The following is a 14,216-nucleotide window of genomic DNA, read 5'->3' as shown; positions in this document are numbered from 1 at the left end:
CGGTTATCATTTTCGGGACCTCGTGACCGCGGAAGCCCGCCACGCCCTGCCGTGGCGGGCTTCACGCGTCTATCGGCAGGTGCCGGCCGTGACGGCCGGGGTGCCGCCGCCGCTGAAGTTCGACAGGAAGCCGATCGTGATCGTGCCGCCCGGCGGGATCGTGGTGTTCCACGACAACGGCCGGAACGTCAGCGTCGTGCCGCTCTGCGTGTAGGCGGCGTTCCACGCCGAGGTGACCGTCGCGCCGGAGGCGACGGTCGCGGTGACCGTCCAGGAGGAGATTGGGGTCGAGCCGGTGTTGCGGATGGTCACGCTGCCCTGGAAGCCGCTGTTCCAGGCGCTCGCGATGCCGGCCGTCACGGTGCACTGGCCGGTGGGGTTGGGCGTCGGGCTGGGGCTGACCGGCGGGCACGACGGCGCCGGGGTCGGCGCGCCGGGCTCACATCCGGCCGGGTAGGACGGGCTGGGGCTGACCGGCGGGCACGACGGCGCGGGAGTGGGCGCACCCGGCTCGCATCCGCCGGGGTACGACGGGCTGGGACTGACCGGCGGGCACGACGGCGCGGGAGTGGGCGCGCCCGGCTCGCATCCCGGGTTCGACGGGCTGGGCGTGGGGCTCGAGGTGCCGCCGAAGACCACGTCGGAGCAGCTGTAGAAGGTCTCGGCGCTGTCGCTGCGGGTCCAGACGGCGTAGATGACGTGCCGGCCGGTCCGCACCGGCAGGGTGGTGGTCCAGCGGTAGGCGCCGTTGTCGAGCGCGGGCTGGGGGTCGGCGGTGAAGAAGGGCTGCTCCTCCATCATCGACCAGGTCAGCGGCTGGCTCGGGTTGTAGCCCTGCTTGGTGACGTAGAGGCGGAACGCGCCGGGGTGGGGCACCCAGGCGCCGTACACGAAGTTGTACCGGGCCCCCGAGGTCAGGTTGGTCGAGGGCCAGTCGGTCCTGGGCAGGTCGTAGGCGGCGTACTTGGGGTTGCCGCCGGAGCAGAGCTGCCCGTCGGGGATGTAGCCCCGGGTGCGGCCGGCGCCGTCGGAGCGCAGCACGCCGTACCAGTCGTAGAGGGGCTGGGTGCCGCCCTGGGCGACGGCGGCGGCGCAGGCGGCGTTCTTCGGGATGATTTGGCCGCCGGTCAGGCCGTCGACGTAGCAGGCGTAGGTGCGGCTGGCCGGGTTGGTGGTGGCGCCGTGGGCCTGGGCCCCCGGCGATGCGACGACCATCGCCACGAGTGCCGCCAAGGCGGCCACCACGGCGATAAGGGGTCGGGTCACGTTGCGGTCCTCTCGGTCGGGGGCATGCGTCGTACGCCCTCCGGAAAGACGGCCCACCCGGAACAGGGGGCCCGATGACCTGCGTGACCATCCGGACGATGCCACCGGCCCACTCAGGCCGTCGAGGAGACGGCCCGGGGCCCGCCGCTGACCTGGGAAGACGCTTGAACGTTTCAGCCGCAGTAGACGTCGGCGATGGTCGGGGCCTCCTTGGCGTCGCCCTTGAAGCCCGCCACCTCGGTCGCGCCCGGCTTGAGGACCTTGTTCCACTTCTCGGCGTGGATCATCACCGAGGGGCCGCTCTGCATCCAGGTGCCGTTCCACGACTGGTTGATCTTCGCCTCCAGCGGGACGTTCCACTGGACGTACCAGTCGTTGATCGGCGCGGTGCCGGTATTGGTGATCTTGGCCTCACCCTGAAAACCCCCAGGCCAGGTGGTGATCAGCTTCACCTCGGCGGTGCACTTGGCGGCCGCGACGGCGGGTGAGGGCGAGGGGTGGAAGTGCACCGCCTCGGCGGGTCTCCCCACGATCCGCCAGACGATCAGGGCCGCCCCGGCGACCAGGACGAGCACGGCAAGGGCGGTGAGGGAGTTTCTCTTCAACGGGGGCCCTCCAGGCGCGACGGATCGACGGTCGTCACGCGGGTCCGGGCCCGCCGGAATTGAAACACGCTGGGGGGCGCGGGCGCCAGCCCCCTTCGGCGCCTCGATTCCACAATTCGTGGCTGGACAATGAAATGGTCAATAGGAGTTCCAGGTAACAATTCAATCCTGCCAAGCCCGCTGGCCACCCATCTTTTCTTTTTCGGCGTCCACTGGAGGTGTCGAACGGAATGAGAAGTGGGAGCCGATGACGGAACCGAACAACAATACGCCGGGCGGTCAGAAAGCATCCGAGCGCAGCGCGACGAGGAACGCGTTCATCGGCGCCGCAGCCACGATTGTGGCCGGGGTGTTGGCCGCAGTGATCGCTTTGGTCCCTCCGCTGCTGAAAGACGATGGAGCCGCCACCCCGCCTACCGCCCCGGCGACGACCTCGGCGACGCCCTCACCGGCCACCTCACCGGCCACCGTGGCGCCCGTCGTCGATCCCGGCTCTCCGGAAAAGAAATCCGACGGACCTTGCCCGCTGGCGGAGAAGGACAACAGGGTGGAAGGCCGCGAAGGCTTGGACGTCGCAGCGGTGATCGACGGTGTGGCTGCGGAGGACGGCCGACCGGGCGTCGGCTCGGACATGCGGGTCTGCGTGACCATCAAGGCCGCCCCCGCGGCCGGCCACGACCTGTGGCTGGTGCTGCGCCTCGAGAAGAACGAGGGCGTCCCGAACCCGGTCTACTTCGCCAAGGCGCGACTCCCCCGGGAGCCCGGCGTCCACGCGGTCCGTGTCCAGTCCCCCTGCGCCACCCCGCGGCCGGGCCCGCGGCCGCGCACCCTGATGGTCGTCAGCGCCGACGAGGCTGGCTCCGCCGAACTGGCCAGGAATCAGACCAGCGACCGGACGTGCGACCGGACCTACGAGGTCAAGAGGGTCAGCCTGCCGGCCGGTGTTGACGTGATCTCCAGCCGGGTATTCATTAACCGGACCGAGTAGTCACCGCCACGACCGCCAGAACAACCGGGGATCGAGAGACGCGAGGAGCCGTCGCGGCAGCGGCCGGACGTCTCTCAGATCCTTGGCCAGACGGCGTGCAAGTATCCAGGCGCGTTCGGCCTCTACGGCGGTCGTCTCGCCGACTGAGAACTGGACTCGGGTGACCAGGTCGGCCAGCCTGCCGGGGTTTGGTGTCGTCACGGGCGCCCCCCCGATCGTCTCCAGCGGCGTCTGTGACCGCCGCACCACGACTCCCGCCTCGGCGAGGCGGTCAAGGCTCTCCCGCCAGGCTCCGAGCACCCGTCGATGAGGCGTTCCCCGCGCGCGTAGGAGGCGCCGGACCAGCCGGGTGACCGTGACCACGACGACCCAGAGGGCGAGGACCGCCAGCAGCGTCGCCACCAGGACGACGGAGATCCACGGCACCTGGCGACCGCCGGTCTGCGACCCGCCGGGCAGGGGCGGCGGGGGTGGCTGGTGGGTCTCCGGCGGCGAGACCGGGGGCGGATCGGTCGGCCGGGGCGGAGTGAGGTCGCCGTCGGCCGCATCGAACGGCACCCATCCCCGCTCCTCGAAATAGACCTCCGGCCAGGCGTGGGCGTCCCGGTTGCGCACCTGGTGGAGGCCACCGACCGGCTCGCCGAGGAGGTAGCCGACCGCCACGCGTGATGGGAGCCCCAGCGACCGGGCGAGCAGCGCGAACGCGGCGGCGTGCTGTTCCACGGTGCCGCCGGCTCCGTCGAGGAGGAAGCGTCTCAGCGCGGGCAGCGTGTGCCCGGCCGGGGCTCCGTCCGCGCAGGCCCGTTCCGCCTTCAGCTTCTCCTCCAGCGCCACGGCCTGCTCCCATGGCGTGGTGGCTCCCTCGGTCATTTCCTTGGCGTGCTTGGCTAGCCATGGGCCCGTATCAGCAGGAAGTGCGAGGAAGTCGCCGGGCCGCACCTCGGCTTCATGGGAGACCGTGACTTCGTAGCGGGCGCCGCTTCTGAGGGGCGGGTCGACCACGACGGTGTCGGTGCCGTCGGCGAACTCGACCAGGACGGGGGCGGCTCCGGTGAAGGAGAGCCGTTCGGGTTGCCCGGCCAGCGGGAGAAAGGGCCCGGTCAGGCCCGTGACGGTGACCCGCAGGCGGTAAGGGTCGCCTTCGCCGCGCCCGAGCCGCACTCCCGGTACGTGGAAGCGCTCGCCGACGGTCCAGGTGATGCCGTCGTAGTGGTCGAGCGTGACCAGCCTGATCCGCGCGAGGACGGGTCCGTCGATCTCCAGAGTGAACAGGCCGGCCGGTTCCTCTTCGCACACCTGGGGCCTGACCCGTGCCAGCGGGTTGGCCAGGTTACCTAGATCGAGCGGGGGCGGCGCGACCAACGTACGGGGGTCGAACCGGTCGTGACCCCCGGCGGAGACCAGACCAGACGCGCCCGCAGTCACCACCGTCACCGTCCAGACCGCCCACCGGAGCCGCCCCGGAGCCGGACCCACACGAAGCAGCACGACCAGGACCACCACGGCTGCCCCCATCAGGGGCACGCCCTCCCCCGGCCCGCTTGCACTCAGCAGCAGTCCGACGCCGAACGCGGTGGCCAGGACGACCAGCGCCCGTCCCGAACCTCCGCGCAGCGCGGTTATCGTAGCGGCAAACGCGGCGGTCGCGGTGATCAGGATCGGCGTCGCGACCAAGTCGCCGCTGACCGGAGCGGGCAGACCGATGGTCAGCAGGCGGATCCAGCCGAGCCACAGCCCTTCGGCGAGCTGGGCGACCGGCGCCCCGGTCAAGACGAACGGCCCCGCACAGGCCGACGCAAGGGCGACCAGCCGCCCACTACGCCGGGTCACCAGCCCGGCCGCCGCCCCACCTAATGCCGCTACCATTAATGGGACCAGAACCTGGAGGTCGGTGAAGACCCGGAGGTACACCAGGCTCTGCGCCCCGGCCCCGGCCGCGCACACAACCGCGATGATCGTCCGCCGCAAGGGTGGCATGGGACCGCCTCTCAGCGCGCCGCCCCCGGCCGTGCGGATGACAGCGGTGCCCGGCAGCCTCACAGGCATCACCGGCCCGCCCGATCCCGCCCTCTCGGCATGCGCCCGCCGCGGCGGTGACCAGCCGCCCCGGCGCTGTCGTGGCGCGTCCGGTTCGCTGGTCACCCGCCCGCCATCGCGGTCCAGCGTGCCGCGAAGTCGCCCGCCGACCGGACGACGAGTTGCCCCGTCCAATCGCTCGCGGGCGCGGCCCGGCCGGGGTCGACCACGATCACGGTGACCTCGCTCACCAGGTCGGACGCCGGCAACCGCCCGGTCACGTAACCGGCCGCGCCGGGCGGCACCAGCGGCGGGGAAGGCGACGGGGCAGGGCCGAGCGACAGGCCGGAGAGCAGCCGGAGAACCGGTCCCGGGTCGACGGTGCCGTCGCGCCCTCGTATGGAGGCGGCTTCCGCACCACACGTGGTCACGACCCGGACGGGATGGGCGTGGCGCGCCGCCGCGACGCTGACGGAGGCGACGATGCTCAGCGCCTCCTCGAACTCCTGGGCCCGGTAATAGTCGGCACCGGTGTCGAGGACGACGACGTGGTCGGCGCGGTCGAAGATCACGCTCTCGCGCACCATGAGTTCCCGGTGACGCGCCGAGGACTTCCAGTGGATCAGCCGGCGGTCGTCTCCCGCCACGTAGGGGCGCAGTTCCTTGAAAATGACGCCACCTCGAAGCGCGTAGGGAGAGGCTTCGCCGTCGTCGTCGGGACTGAAGGGCACCCGGAGCGGGGGCACCGGCCAGATGTACGGATGGACGTGGAGGATCTGCGCGGTGCCGTACACGGCGCTTCGCTCGACCAGCCGGAGGGGGTCGGCTCCGGCCACCCGAACCGGGCCGATCAGGTGCCTGCCTCTGGGCAGGTCGTTCAGGACGACACTGATCTCCACGGTCTCGCCGGGCCGCGACTTCGGCACCGCGAGCGCGAGGTCGTTCAGGCCGAGCTCCCGCACCCGGACCGCGCCGCGCAAGACGAGCGTGACTTCGGCCGTCCCACCCGCCGAGGTGATCGACGGGCTCAACCGGATCTCCGCCGACAGGTGCGGCGGCGCCGCCGCCCACGGCAGCGCGGCCGCCACGAGCAGCGCCAGCGTGGTCCCGGTGGCGACCATCTCGGGGTAGTCCGCCAGGAGACCGGCGGCGAGGCAGATGACGGCCAGCAGGAGCACGGCCTTGCCGGTTCGGGTCACGCGGCTCTGCCTTCGGGGGCGTCCACCGACTCAATCACGCGCGCCAGGACCTGCTCGGCCGACCTCCCCCGTTGCAGCGCCTCCGAAGACAGCGCCAGCCGGTGGGCGAACACGGGCACGACCAGCCGCTTGACGTCGTCGCCCGTGACATAGGCGCGCCCCGCCGCCCGGGCCGCCGCCCGCGCGGCCGTTGCCAGGGCGATCGCCGCGCGCGGGCTGACCCCGAGACGCACGTCGCGATCGCGCCGGGTGCCCGCGGCGAGGGAGGCGACGAAGCCCAGGATGGAAGGCTCGACGTAGGTCCGGGCCGCGACGTCGATCATGGCGAGGGCCTCTTCGCGCGAGAGGACCGCTTCGAGGCGTTCTGGCACGTTGTCCGAGAGCCCGCCCTCGATGATCGCGATCTCATGGTGCTGATGGGGAAAGCCGATGCGCAGGCGCATCTGGAACCGGTCGAGTTGCGCCTCGGGAAGCCCGTAGGTGCCCAGGTACTCGGCCGGGTTGCGGGTCGCCACGCAGAAGAACGGGTCGGGCAGGACGTGCGTCACGCCGTCAACGGTCACCTGGCGCTCGGCCATCGGTTCGAGGAGGGCGGCCTGGGCCCGGGGCGAGGCGCGATTGATCTCGTCGCCGATCACGACGTTGGCGAAGACCGCCCCCGGGTGGAAACGGAAGTCGCCCAGTTCGGGATGGTAAATGGGGACGCCGACGATGTCACTAGGCAGTAGGTCGGGGGTGAACTGGATCCGGCGGACCGACAGGCCCGACAGCGACCGGGCGATTGCCTTGGCCAGCGTCGTCTTGGCGACGCCCGGCGGGCCTTCTAGGAGCAGATGACCGGAGGAGAACAGGCAGATGAGGGCGAGCCGGATCTCCTCGTCGGCGCCGACGACAACCCCTCCAATATTATCGGCGACTCTTTGGAATCGCTCCTGGAATCCGTATTCATCATTCTCGGCCATCGCCCGTTTATACGCTCTGCTCCTCATCGGTGCAATTACCGACAGAGGTGACCGGCTCCTCACTTCGCGGTCAGTGAATAACGGACTAGAATCTCGGAGACGCCAATTGATCGGGCACCGACACCATGCGAAGAAAAGCCACGGCCACCGCCTGCGGCCTCGCAGTGCTCGCGGCCGTCATCCTGCTCGGGCTCGACTCCGGATATGCCGCCGGGCGGCTTCCGATGCCCACCGGCCTGGCGTGGCTGACCTCCCGGCCGATAGGTCAGCTCACGCTGGTCGACGGCGTCTCAGCGGGGGTGGTGACCGGTGTGCCCGTCCCGGGCGGCGGGCCGCTGGGCGCGGCCGCGCAGATCGGGACGACCGGATACATCCTGGCCGGAGACGGCACGGTAGTGAAGGTCGAGGCCGACCGCGCCGAGGCGGCCACCGGCCCTCGTCCGGGCGCGGTCTCCCGCCTGGTGCTCGCAGAAAACGAGGTGCTGGCCGTCCGCGAAGGCGGGGTTCTCCGGTATGACCGGCGCACCCTCGCCCCGCTTCCCGGCCCTGACGGTTCAGCGGGACAGTGGACTGCCGGGCCTGACGGGTCGGCCCTCTGGCACTTGTCGGCGGCAGGGCTGAGCTCATGGAGTGCAGAGGGGGGCTTGTCCGCGCCACGGCCGATCAGCGTCTCGGCATCGGCCGTCCTGGCCGCGAACGCCGGGCGTCTCGTCATCGCCGACCCCGAGGCAGGTCGGCTGCTGGTGCCGCCCGCCGACGGCCGGGGAGAGCCGAGCTCCATGCGCCTGAGCCCAAGCGCGGACGCCCGCGAGATCGCCGTGACGGGCGGCAGCGAAACCGGGCTCGTGTATGTCATCGTCCAGGACGCCCTCCATATCTGCGCCATCGGCGAGGAGAACTGCCAGGCCGTCCGGCCCGAGCCGGGGTCAGTGTTCGCCGGTGGCGTCGCCGAGGCCGGCGGCCGGGTGGCGGCGCTCGACGGGGCAGGCCGGATCGTCATCGTCGATCCGCATGCCGCGACGGTGACCGGCCGGATCGCCGGGTCCGAGGGTTACACCGAGATCTTCGCGCACGACGGAATGATCTTCGTCAACGATCCCGATGGTCCGTCAGCCGGGGTTCTCCGCGCCGACGGCGAGTTCACCACCATCACCAAGTACGCCGCACCGGAACCGGCGCCACCGACGACCTCCTCCTCCGAGCCGCCGCCTGTCACCAGGACGCCGAAGCCATCTCCTCAGGAGGAATCCCCGACACCCGCACCGTCGGTCCGCGTCAGCTCCGAGTCGCCCAAACCGAGCCCGCGACCTTCGAAGACCCAAGCCACGCCCTCGCAGGGGACCCCGTCTTCGACGGCCCCGCCCGATGCGGCGCCTGAGGTGAACGAGTCCCCTTCGGCCACCCGCAGCCCCGAAACGGGTGGAGGACCAGACGGTGCAGCCCCGAGCGACGACCCACCATCCAGCGACGATCCGGAACCCACTGATGGCCCGGAACCGAGCGGCGCACCGGAGCCCACTGACGGCCCGGAACCCGGCGGCGGCCCGGCGAACGCTCCTGACCGTTGCCCTCATTCCGCGGAGGACCGTCGGGAGGGGGACCGCAGCGGCTCCGACGCCCTGGCCGACCGAGGGCTGGGCGTCGCGGTCATCGACAGTGTCGCGGCCACCGACGGGCTGCCGGGCGTGGGCGACGACATGTGGGTCTGTGTGGACGTGCGGGTACAGCCGCCCGCCGGTCGGGATCTCTGGCTGATCCTCAGGCTGGAGCCGAGTGCGGACGTCCCTCGGCAGGTCTACTTCGCCAAGGTCAAGCTCTCCGGCTCAGGGACTCGCCCTGAACTCGTCCAGGCCCACTGCTCGCGGAAGAAGCCGGGCCCCCGCCCCCGTACCCTCATGATCGTCAGTGCCGATGAGGCCGGTTCGGCCAAGCTCACCGAGAACCGGCAGGCCGACGTCGATTGCCGCCCCAACTACGACGGGCACCGTCTCACGCTGCCCGACGGCGTCGAGACCATATCGCAGCAGGTTTCGATCAACCGGAACGAGTAAGGCCGGGACCTCCGAAGAAGCCCCGGCCTCAGGTCGATCAACCCATCACTTCACGTCGGCCGCGGAGGACGACCAGTACACCGCCTTGGCCACCTGGGCGAACAGGCCCTTGGGGTGGTTGCGGAACATCGGCTCGGTGCCGAACATGACCACGGCCGCGCCGCGCTCGTCCCGGCCGCTCACCACGGCCGCCTGGCCACGGGCCGCGTCCTGGCCGCCGCTGCCGTTGGCGTTGGGCCGCCAGTGGCCGCTGACCAGCGGGCCGTCGGTCGCGTAGGCCTGCTCGACGCGGACCTCCGGGCCGAGGCCGGTGAACCAGCGCGGCGAGTAGACGAACGAGTTGGCCGGGGCGTCGCCGCCGACCGGGCCGCCCGGCGAGGTCACCTTCACCACGCCGTTGGCGTCGCTGCGACCGGCGACCGGGGTGACGGTGAGCAGGCCGGCCGCGCCGTTGAAGGTCGCGCCGGTGCTGCCGCGGGTGACCAGGCCGCCCGTCGTCAGGTAGGCGTCGAGCGCGGCCCTGGCCCCGGCGTTGAGCTGGGCGTAGTTGAGGCCGCTGGAGACGAGGAGCACGTCGGTGGTGCTCCAGTCGAACCCGGCGTTCAGCACGGCCGTCGACACCGGCGTGACCTGGAAGCCCAGCTCACGCAGGGTGAACAGCTCGTCGGCCGAGACCGCGGCCGCCACCCGGACCTGGCCGAGTTTGGCCCCGGCGGCCTGGTCGGCGACGCCGAAGGTGACGCCGTACTTGCGGGCGAGGCCCTCGGCCTGGCGGCGGGCCGAGGCGGGGATCACGGCGGTGCCGTTCTCCGCCCAGGTGACCTGGACGCCCTGGCCGATCAGCTCGTTCAGGGCCTGGATCTCGCGGCCGTCGGTGACCCTGAGCGAGAGCGGACGGGTCGTCCACGGCACGGAGCCGTCGAGGTCGGCGCCGTCCACGGTCTTGGTGTCGGCCCGCAGCGCGCTCACCGAGTCGACGGTCGCGCCCCAGAGCAGGGCGTGGCTCCAGCCGGAGATGTCGTACATGGAGTCGACGCGCGGGGTGATGTCGGCGCCGGGCTCCAGCATCACGTTGGCGATGCCGCGCTTGGGCTGGTGCATGTCGACGACGTAGGAGCCCTCGGCGTACCGCGTGCCGTCGACCGTGAAGGCCCGCTTGGCCCGCTCGACCCGCACGTCGTTGGCGATCAGGTGGTCGACCAGGCGCGCGGCGGCGGTGGCCGAGCGCTGCCGGTCGCCCGCCGGGATCACGTAGGCGCGCGGGAAGGTGGTGTTGTAGACGTCCTCGGGGCCGAAGCCGGGCACGATGCCCAGCGGCACCTGCTTGGAGGCCTCACCGGCGGCGCCCCGGCGGAACATCTCGATCTGGTCGGCGATGAGCTGGTCGTGGCGGTCCTGCACGAAGGTGTACGTCGCCCGCATCACCGCCGCCGCGATGTCCGTGTTGATGGCCGAGCGCCGCCGCAGCTCCTCCACCGGGAGGTTGTTGTAGTCGGCGTTGTTGACCCGCATCGGGAACTCGATGGTGTGCGAGGCCACCGCGCCCTGGAAGGGGGCGTACTGCGGGGTGAAGATCGGGGGCCAGTCGTCCCAGCCCTCGGCGTCGTCGCGGAACGGGATGGTCGGCGGGTTCACGCCGTCCTTCTCGGGCGTGTAGCCGAGGCCCAGCACCGCCTGCTCCATGGCCAGGCCGTTGGCGTAGGTGTTCTTGATGAACAGGTCGTACTCGTAGTTGGCGCCGTGCGGCGGGGTCGTCGGCTCGATCAGCGTGCCGTTGACGTAGCCGTGCAGGTCGATCATGGCGACCGGCTGGGTGTCGATCATGACCTGGCGCATCGCCTGGACCTCGGGCTGCGAGGCGGTGATGAAGTCGCGGTTCATGTCGAAGCCGGCGCCGTTGGCGCGGGTGTTGCCGAACCGGCCGTCGGGGTTGGCGGTGACGTTGAAGTAGAGCCGGGTGCGGTTCAGCAGGTCGGCGATCTTCTTGTCGTCGCTGAGGGCCAGCTCCTCGATCACGCGCAGGGCGGCGTCGGTGCCCTCCCACTCGTTGCCGTGGATGTTGTTGTTGACGAAGACCGGCGCCTTGTACCTGCCGGGCAGCTTGCGGTCCTTGGCGGCCTTGGCCGAGTCGTTCTCGATCCGGTCGCGGATGGCGTCCTGCTCGCGGGCCTGCTGCTTGCTCTCGGGCGCGGTGACCGTCACGAGGTAGAGGTCGCGGCCCTGGTGGGACCGGGCGATGACCTCGACGCTGACGCGGTTGCTGCGGGCCTGGAGGGCGTTCAGCTTCCCGGCGATGGCGTGGTAGGGGGTCAGGCCCAGCTTGATGGACGCGTCGGCCGGGTTCTCGGCGGGAACCGGCAGGCGGGTCTGGCGGGGGTAGCCGCGCTCCTTGTCCTTGAAGTCGCGGAAGAACGGGAAGTGCTTGAGCCGCTCGGCGGCGGCCGCGGGGGTCGTGTCGCCCGCCAGGGCGCGTAACGTGGCGGCGGCCGGGTCGGCGACGCCGGCGGCCTCCTCGTTGCGCTCGGGACCGTTGCCGAAGTCGCGGGTCGTCACCCCGGGCGGCGGGGTCGGCTCGGCGAGGGCCGAACCCGTCGGAACCAGGAGCGTGGCCGCGACGGCGAGGCTCAGGAGGGCGGTGGGGGCACGCAACAGAGAACCTCCGTGATCAGAGTGCGTGCCCTCATTGGTAGTGATCAAATGTGAAATAACACAAGATTTGTAACTGAGGCGACATGGAATCCATGTGAACCTGTCACCGGAAGCCCTCTTGACAGGAAGATTTCACGCCCAGGGCGGCGGAACGGTGACCTGCTGCGGCGGCACCGGGAACATGCCGCGCGAATGGGCCATCAGGTCGGCCAGCGACCGCTGGGTGGTCAGGAAGTCGTCCTCGGAGACCCCGCCGCGCACCGCGCGCTCGTGGAGCAGGCCGAGCTCGGTCGCGGCGAGCTGGTAGTCGCTCATCGCCTGCTGGCCGGGCCGCCCGCCGTGCTGCCGGGCCCACTTGCGGGCCTCGCGCCGGTGCTTCAGCGACGAGAGCATGACGATGTCGGCGGCGGTGATCAGCCCGGTGCGCTCATAGGGCGGCAGGTAGTGCTGGATCATGCCGACCACGCGCTTGCGGTCGCGCACGATGACCCACAACTCCACGAACAGCAGCGCCATCAGGATCAGGTAGGCCACGATCAGCCCGTTGAAGCCCGCGAACGAGGCGAACCCGTTCCAGAGGCCGTGGAGGATCATCGCGCCGATCCAGCCGAGGATCACCATCCACACGCCGCGCGCGCCCCGGTTCTGCGGCTGGGCGGCGTAGGCCACCGCGATCCCGATCAGCGAGGTGAACAGCGGGTGGGCCAGCGGCGAGAGCACCCCGCGCAGCACCACCGTGGCGGCCAGGCCCTCGGGGCCGTTCTCGGTCAGCGCCGCCAGGTAGTAGCTGACGTTCTCGGACATCGCGAAGCCCAGGCCGACCATGCTGGCGTAGATGATGCCGTCGGTCGGGCCGTCGAGCTCCTGCCGCCGGTAGCGCAGCAGCCCGACCAGCACCAGGCCCTTCATCGACTCCTCGACGAGCGGGGCGCCGAAGGTGGCGACGTAGTCGCGGGCGCCCTCGGGGTCGCCCAGCGCGTTCTCGACGTAGATCAGGTTGAGCGAGTTGAGCAGGCCGGCGAACAGCACCGCGATGCCGGCGCCCCACATGAACGCGAAGATCAGGTTGCTGCGCGGCTCGGGCTCCATGCGGTCGAGCGCCAGAAGCCCCGCCAGCAGCAGCGGGACGGGCGCGATCGCCGCCGCCAGCGCGATGAAGAACTCGACCGGATCGCCGTTGAGGATGTCGAACGAGAACGACACGGTCGCGCAGATGCCCGCCACCACGAGCCCGATGATGAGCCCGAAGGACGGGCGCCCCCTCAACACCGATCGTGGATCGCGGCTCGCCATTCCGTGAGCGTAACGGAACCTCGACGCGCTGTCCGCTCAGGCGATCAGGGAGTCGATCGCCACGGCCAGGAACAGCAGCGCCAGGTAGATGTTCGACCAGTGGAAGAACCGCATCGGGCGCAGGTCCACGCCGGTCTTGCCCTGCTTCAGGCGGTGGCGCAGGGCGTACACCTCGAACAGGCACGCGGCGCCCAGCACGGCCGCGACGGCGGGGTAGAACGGCGAGGTGCCGGCCACCGGCCAGAGCAGCAGCGAGCAGGCCACGGTCGCCCACGTGTACCAGATGACCTGCGTCACGACCGTGGCCTCCGAGGCCACCGTCGGGAGCATGGGCACCTTCGCGGCGGCGTAGTCCTCGCGGTAGCGCATGGCGAGGGTCCAGGTGTGCGGCGGCGTCCAGAAGAACACCACGCCGAACAGCACGACCGGCGCCCATGACATGCCGCCGGTGATGCCGGCCCAGCCGATCAGCACCGGCATGCACCCGGCGATGCCGCCCCAGACGATGTTCTGCGACGTGCGCCGCTTCAGGAACATCGAATAGACCAGGACGTAGAAGAGGATCGCCCCCAAGGACAGGGCGGCGGCCAGCCAGTTCACGGTCAGGCCGAGGCCCAGCGTGGAAGCCGCGCCCAAAATCACGCCAAAAGTGAGCGCGCCCTTCGGGGACACCTGGTGGCGGGCCAGCGGACGGCGCCGCGTGCGGCGCATCACCTCGTCGATGTCGCGGTCGATGTAGCAGTTCAGCGCGTTGGCGCTGCCCGCCGACAGGGTGCCGAACACCATGGTGTTGATCGCGAGCCACAGATCGGGGAGGCCCTTGGCGGCGAGGAACATGACCGGCAGCGTGGTGATCAGGAGCAGCTCGATGATCCGCGGCTTGGTCAGCGCCACATAGGCCCGGATGACCTCGCCGGCGCCGCGGCGAACCGCGGCGGGGGCCATCGCTTCGTTCTTCATCAGCACCGTCAAGGCGCTTCCAGCACGTGCGGGGTCAACGCGTAACCTCGGGATTAGAGCGGGATCTCCGGGCAGCAGCCGGAACTAGGGAAATCACTGTAGTGGGACGGGCCCGTGGTCCCTGAATCGGGGCTGCTCACCCACCCCCTGATCGTTTGGGGGGTCCTTACCGGACGGTACGCATCCGCACCCGTTAGGGTCCCGTGTGGGCGGGAACGCCTGAACCG

The 14,216-nt window shown here is 70.8% G+C and carries 10 protein-coding genes; 2 read left to right on the top strand and 8 right to left on the bottom strand.

Going from position 1 to position 14,216, the window contains the following annotated elements:
• Positions 1 to 69: 69 nt before the first annotated feature.
• A complete protein-coding gene (locus tag GT755_RS30880) occupies positions 70 to 1,266 on the bottom strand; it encodes a lytic polysaccharide monooxygenase (protein WP_328794599.1) in 1,197 nt (398 codons plus the stop codon).
• A gap of 173 nt (positions 1,267 to 1,439) precedes the next feature.
• Entirely contained in the window at positions 1,440 to 1,871 is a 432-nt protein-coding gene (locus GT755_RS30875; RefSeq protein WP_161483115.1) for a cellulose binding domain-containing protein, read from the bottom strand.
• Between the two features lie 247 nt (positions 1,872 to 2,118).
• On the opposite strand from GT755_RS30875, the gene GT755_RS30870 reads away from it, so the two are divergent.
• Complete coding sequence (locus tag GT755_RS30870; protein WP_161483114.1) at positions 2,119 to 2,859, top strand: hypothetical protein; 741 nt, start codon at positions 2,119 to 2,121, stop codon at positions 2,857 to 2,859.
• Here GT755_RS30870 and GT755_RS30865 read toward each other — a convergent pair whose 3' ends face one another.
• The 3 genes from GT755_RS30865 to GT755_RS30855 form a co-directional block, all read right to left on the bottom strand.
• On the bottom strand, positions 2,860 to 4,836 hold the full coding sequence (locus tag GT755_RS30865; RefSeq protein WP_161483113.1) for a transglutaminase family protein: 1,977 nt from the start codon (positions 4,834 to 4,836) through the stop codon (positions 2,860 to 2,862).
• A 161-nt stretch (positions 4,837 to 4,997) separates the two neighbouring features.
• The gene (locus GT755_RS30860) at positions 4,998 to 6,074 is read right to left on the bottom strand and encodes a DUF58 domain-containing protein (protein WP_161483112.1); all 1,077 of its coding nucleotides are present in this window, start codon (positions 6,072 to 6,074) and stop codon (positions 4,998 to 5,000) included.
• A complete protein-coding gene (locus GT755_RS30855; RefSeq protein ID WP_161483111.1) occupies positions 6,071 to 7,036 on the bottom strand; it encodes an AAA family ATPase in 966 nt (321 codons plus the stop codon). The genes GT755_RS30860 and GT755_RS30855 overlap by 4 nt, the downstream gene beginning before the upstream one ends.
• A 125-nt stretch (positions 7,037 to 7,161) precedes the next feature.
• Between GT755_RS30855 and GT755_RS30850 the strand changes: the two genes are divergently transcribed.
• Positions 7,162 to 9,087, top strand: coding sequence for a hypothetical protein (locus tag GT755_RS30850; protein ID WP_161483110.1), 1,926 nt, complete (start codon positions 7,162 to 7,164; stop codon positions 9,085 to 9,087).
• A gap of 45 nt (positions 9,088 to 9,132) precedes the next feature.
• Here the strand turns inward: GT755_RS30850 and GT755_RS30845 are convergent, their stop codons facing one another.
• The 3 genes from GT755_RS30845 to GT755_RS30835 form a co-directional block, all read right to left on the bottom strand.
• On the bottom strand, positions 9,133 to 11,736 hold the full coding sequence (locus GT755_RS30845) for a M14 family zinc carboxypeptidase (RefSeq protein WP_235967800.1): 2,604 nt from the start codon (positions 11,734 to 11,736) through the stop codon (positions 9,133 to 9,135).
• A 132-nt stretch (positions 11,737 to 11,868) separates the two neighbouring features.
• On the bottom strand, positions 11,869 to 13,005 hold the full coding sequence (locus GT755_RS30840) for a PrsW family intramembrane metalloprotease (RefSeq protein WP_328794595.1): 1,137 nt from the start codon (positions 13,003 to 13,005) through the stop codon (positions 11,869 to 11,871).
• A 60-nt stretch (positions 13,006 to 13,065) separates the two neighbouring features.
• Positions 13,066 to 13,989, bottom strand: coding sequence for a heme o synthase (locus GT755_RS30835; RefSeq protein WP_161483108.1), 924 nt, complete (start codon positions 13,987 to 13,989; stop codon positions 13,066 to 13,068).
• Positions 13,990 to 14,216: the final 227 nt, after the last annotated feature.

The organism is Herbidospora solisilvae (assembly GCF_009901565.1).
Taxonomy (GTDB): Bacteria; Actinomycetota; Actinomycetes; order Streptosporangiales; family Streptosporangiaceae; genus Herbidospora; species Herbidospora solisilvae.
Note: the sequence above shows the minus strand (reverse complement) of the source record. Positions and strands in the feature narration are given on the sequence as shown.

Excerpts from the sequence above, each read along its gene's own strand:
- GT755_RS30870 (WP_161483114.1), top strand. The coding sequence starts at position 2,119 with ATGACGGAACCGAACAACAATACGCCGGGCGGTCAGAAAGCATCCGAG.
- GT755_RS30865 (WP_161483113.1), bottom strand. The coding sequence starts at position 4,836 with ATGCCACCCTTGCGGCGGACGATCATCGCGGTTGTGTGCGCGGCCGGG.
- GT755_RS30855 (WP_161483111.1), bottom strand. The coding sequence starts at position 7,036 with ATGGCCGAGAATGATGAATACGGATTCCAGGAGCGATTCCAAAGAGTC.
- GT755_RS30850 (WP_161483110.1), top strand. The coding sequence starts at position 7,162 with ATGCGAAGAAAAGCCACGGCCACCGCCTGCGGCCTCGCAGTGCTCGCG.
- GT755_RS30835 (WP_161483108.1), bottom strand. The coding sequence starts at position 13,989 with ATGAAGAACGAAGCGATGGCCCCCGCCGCGGTTCGCCGCGGCGCCGGC.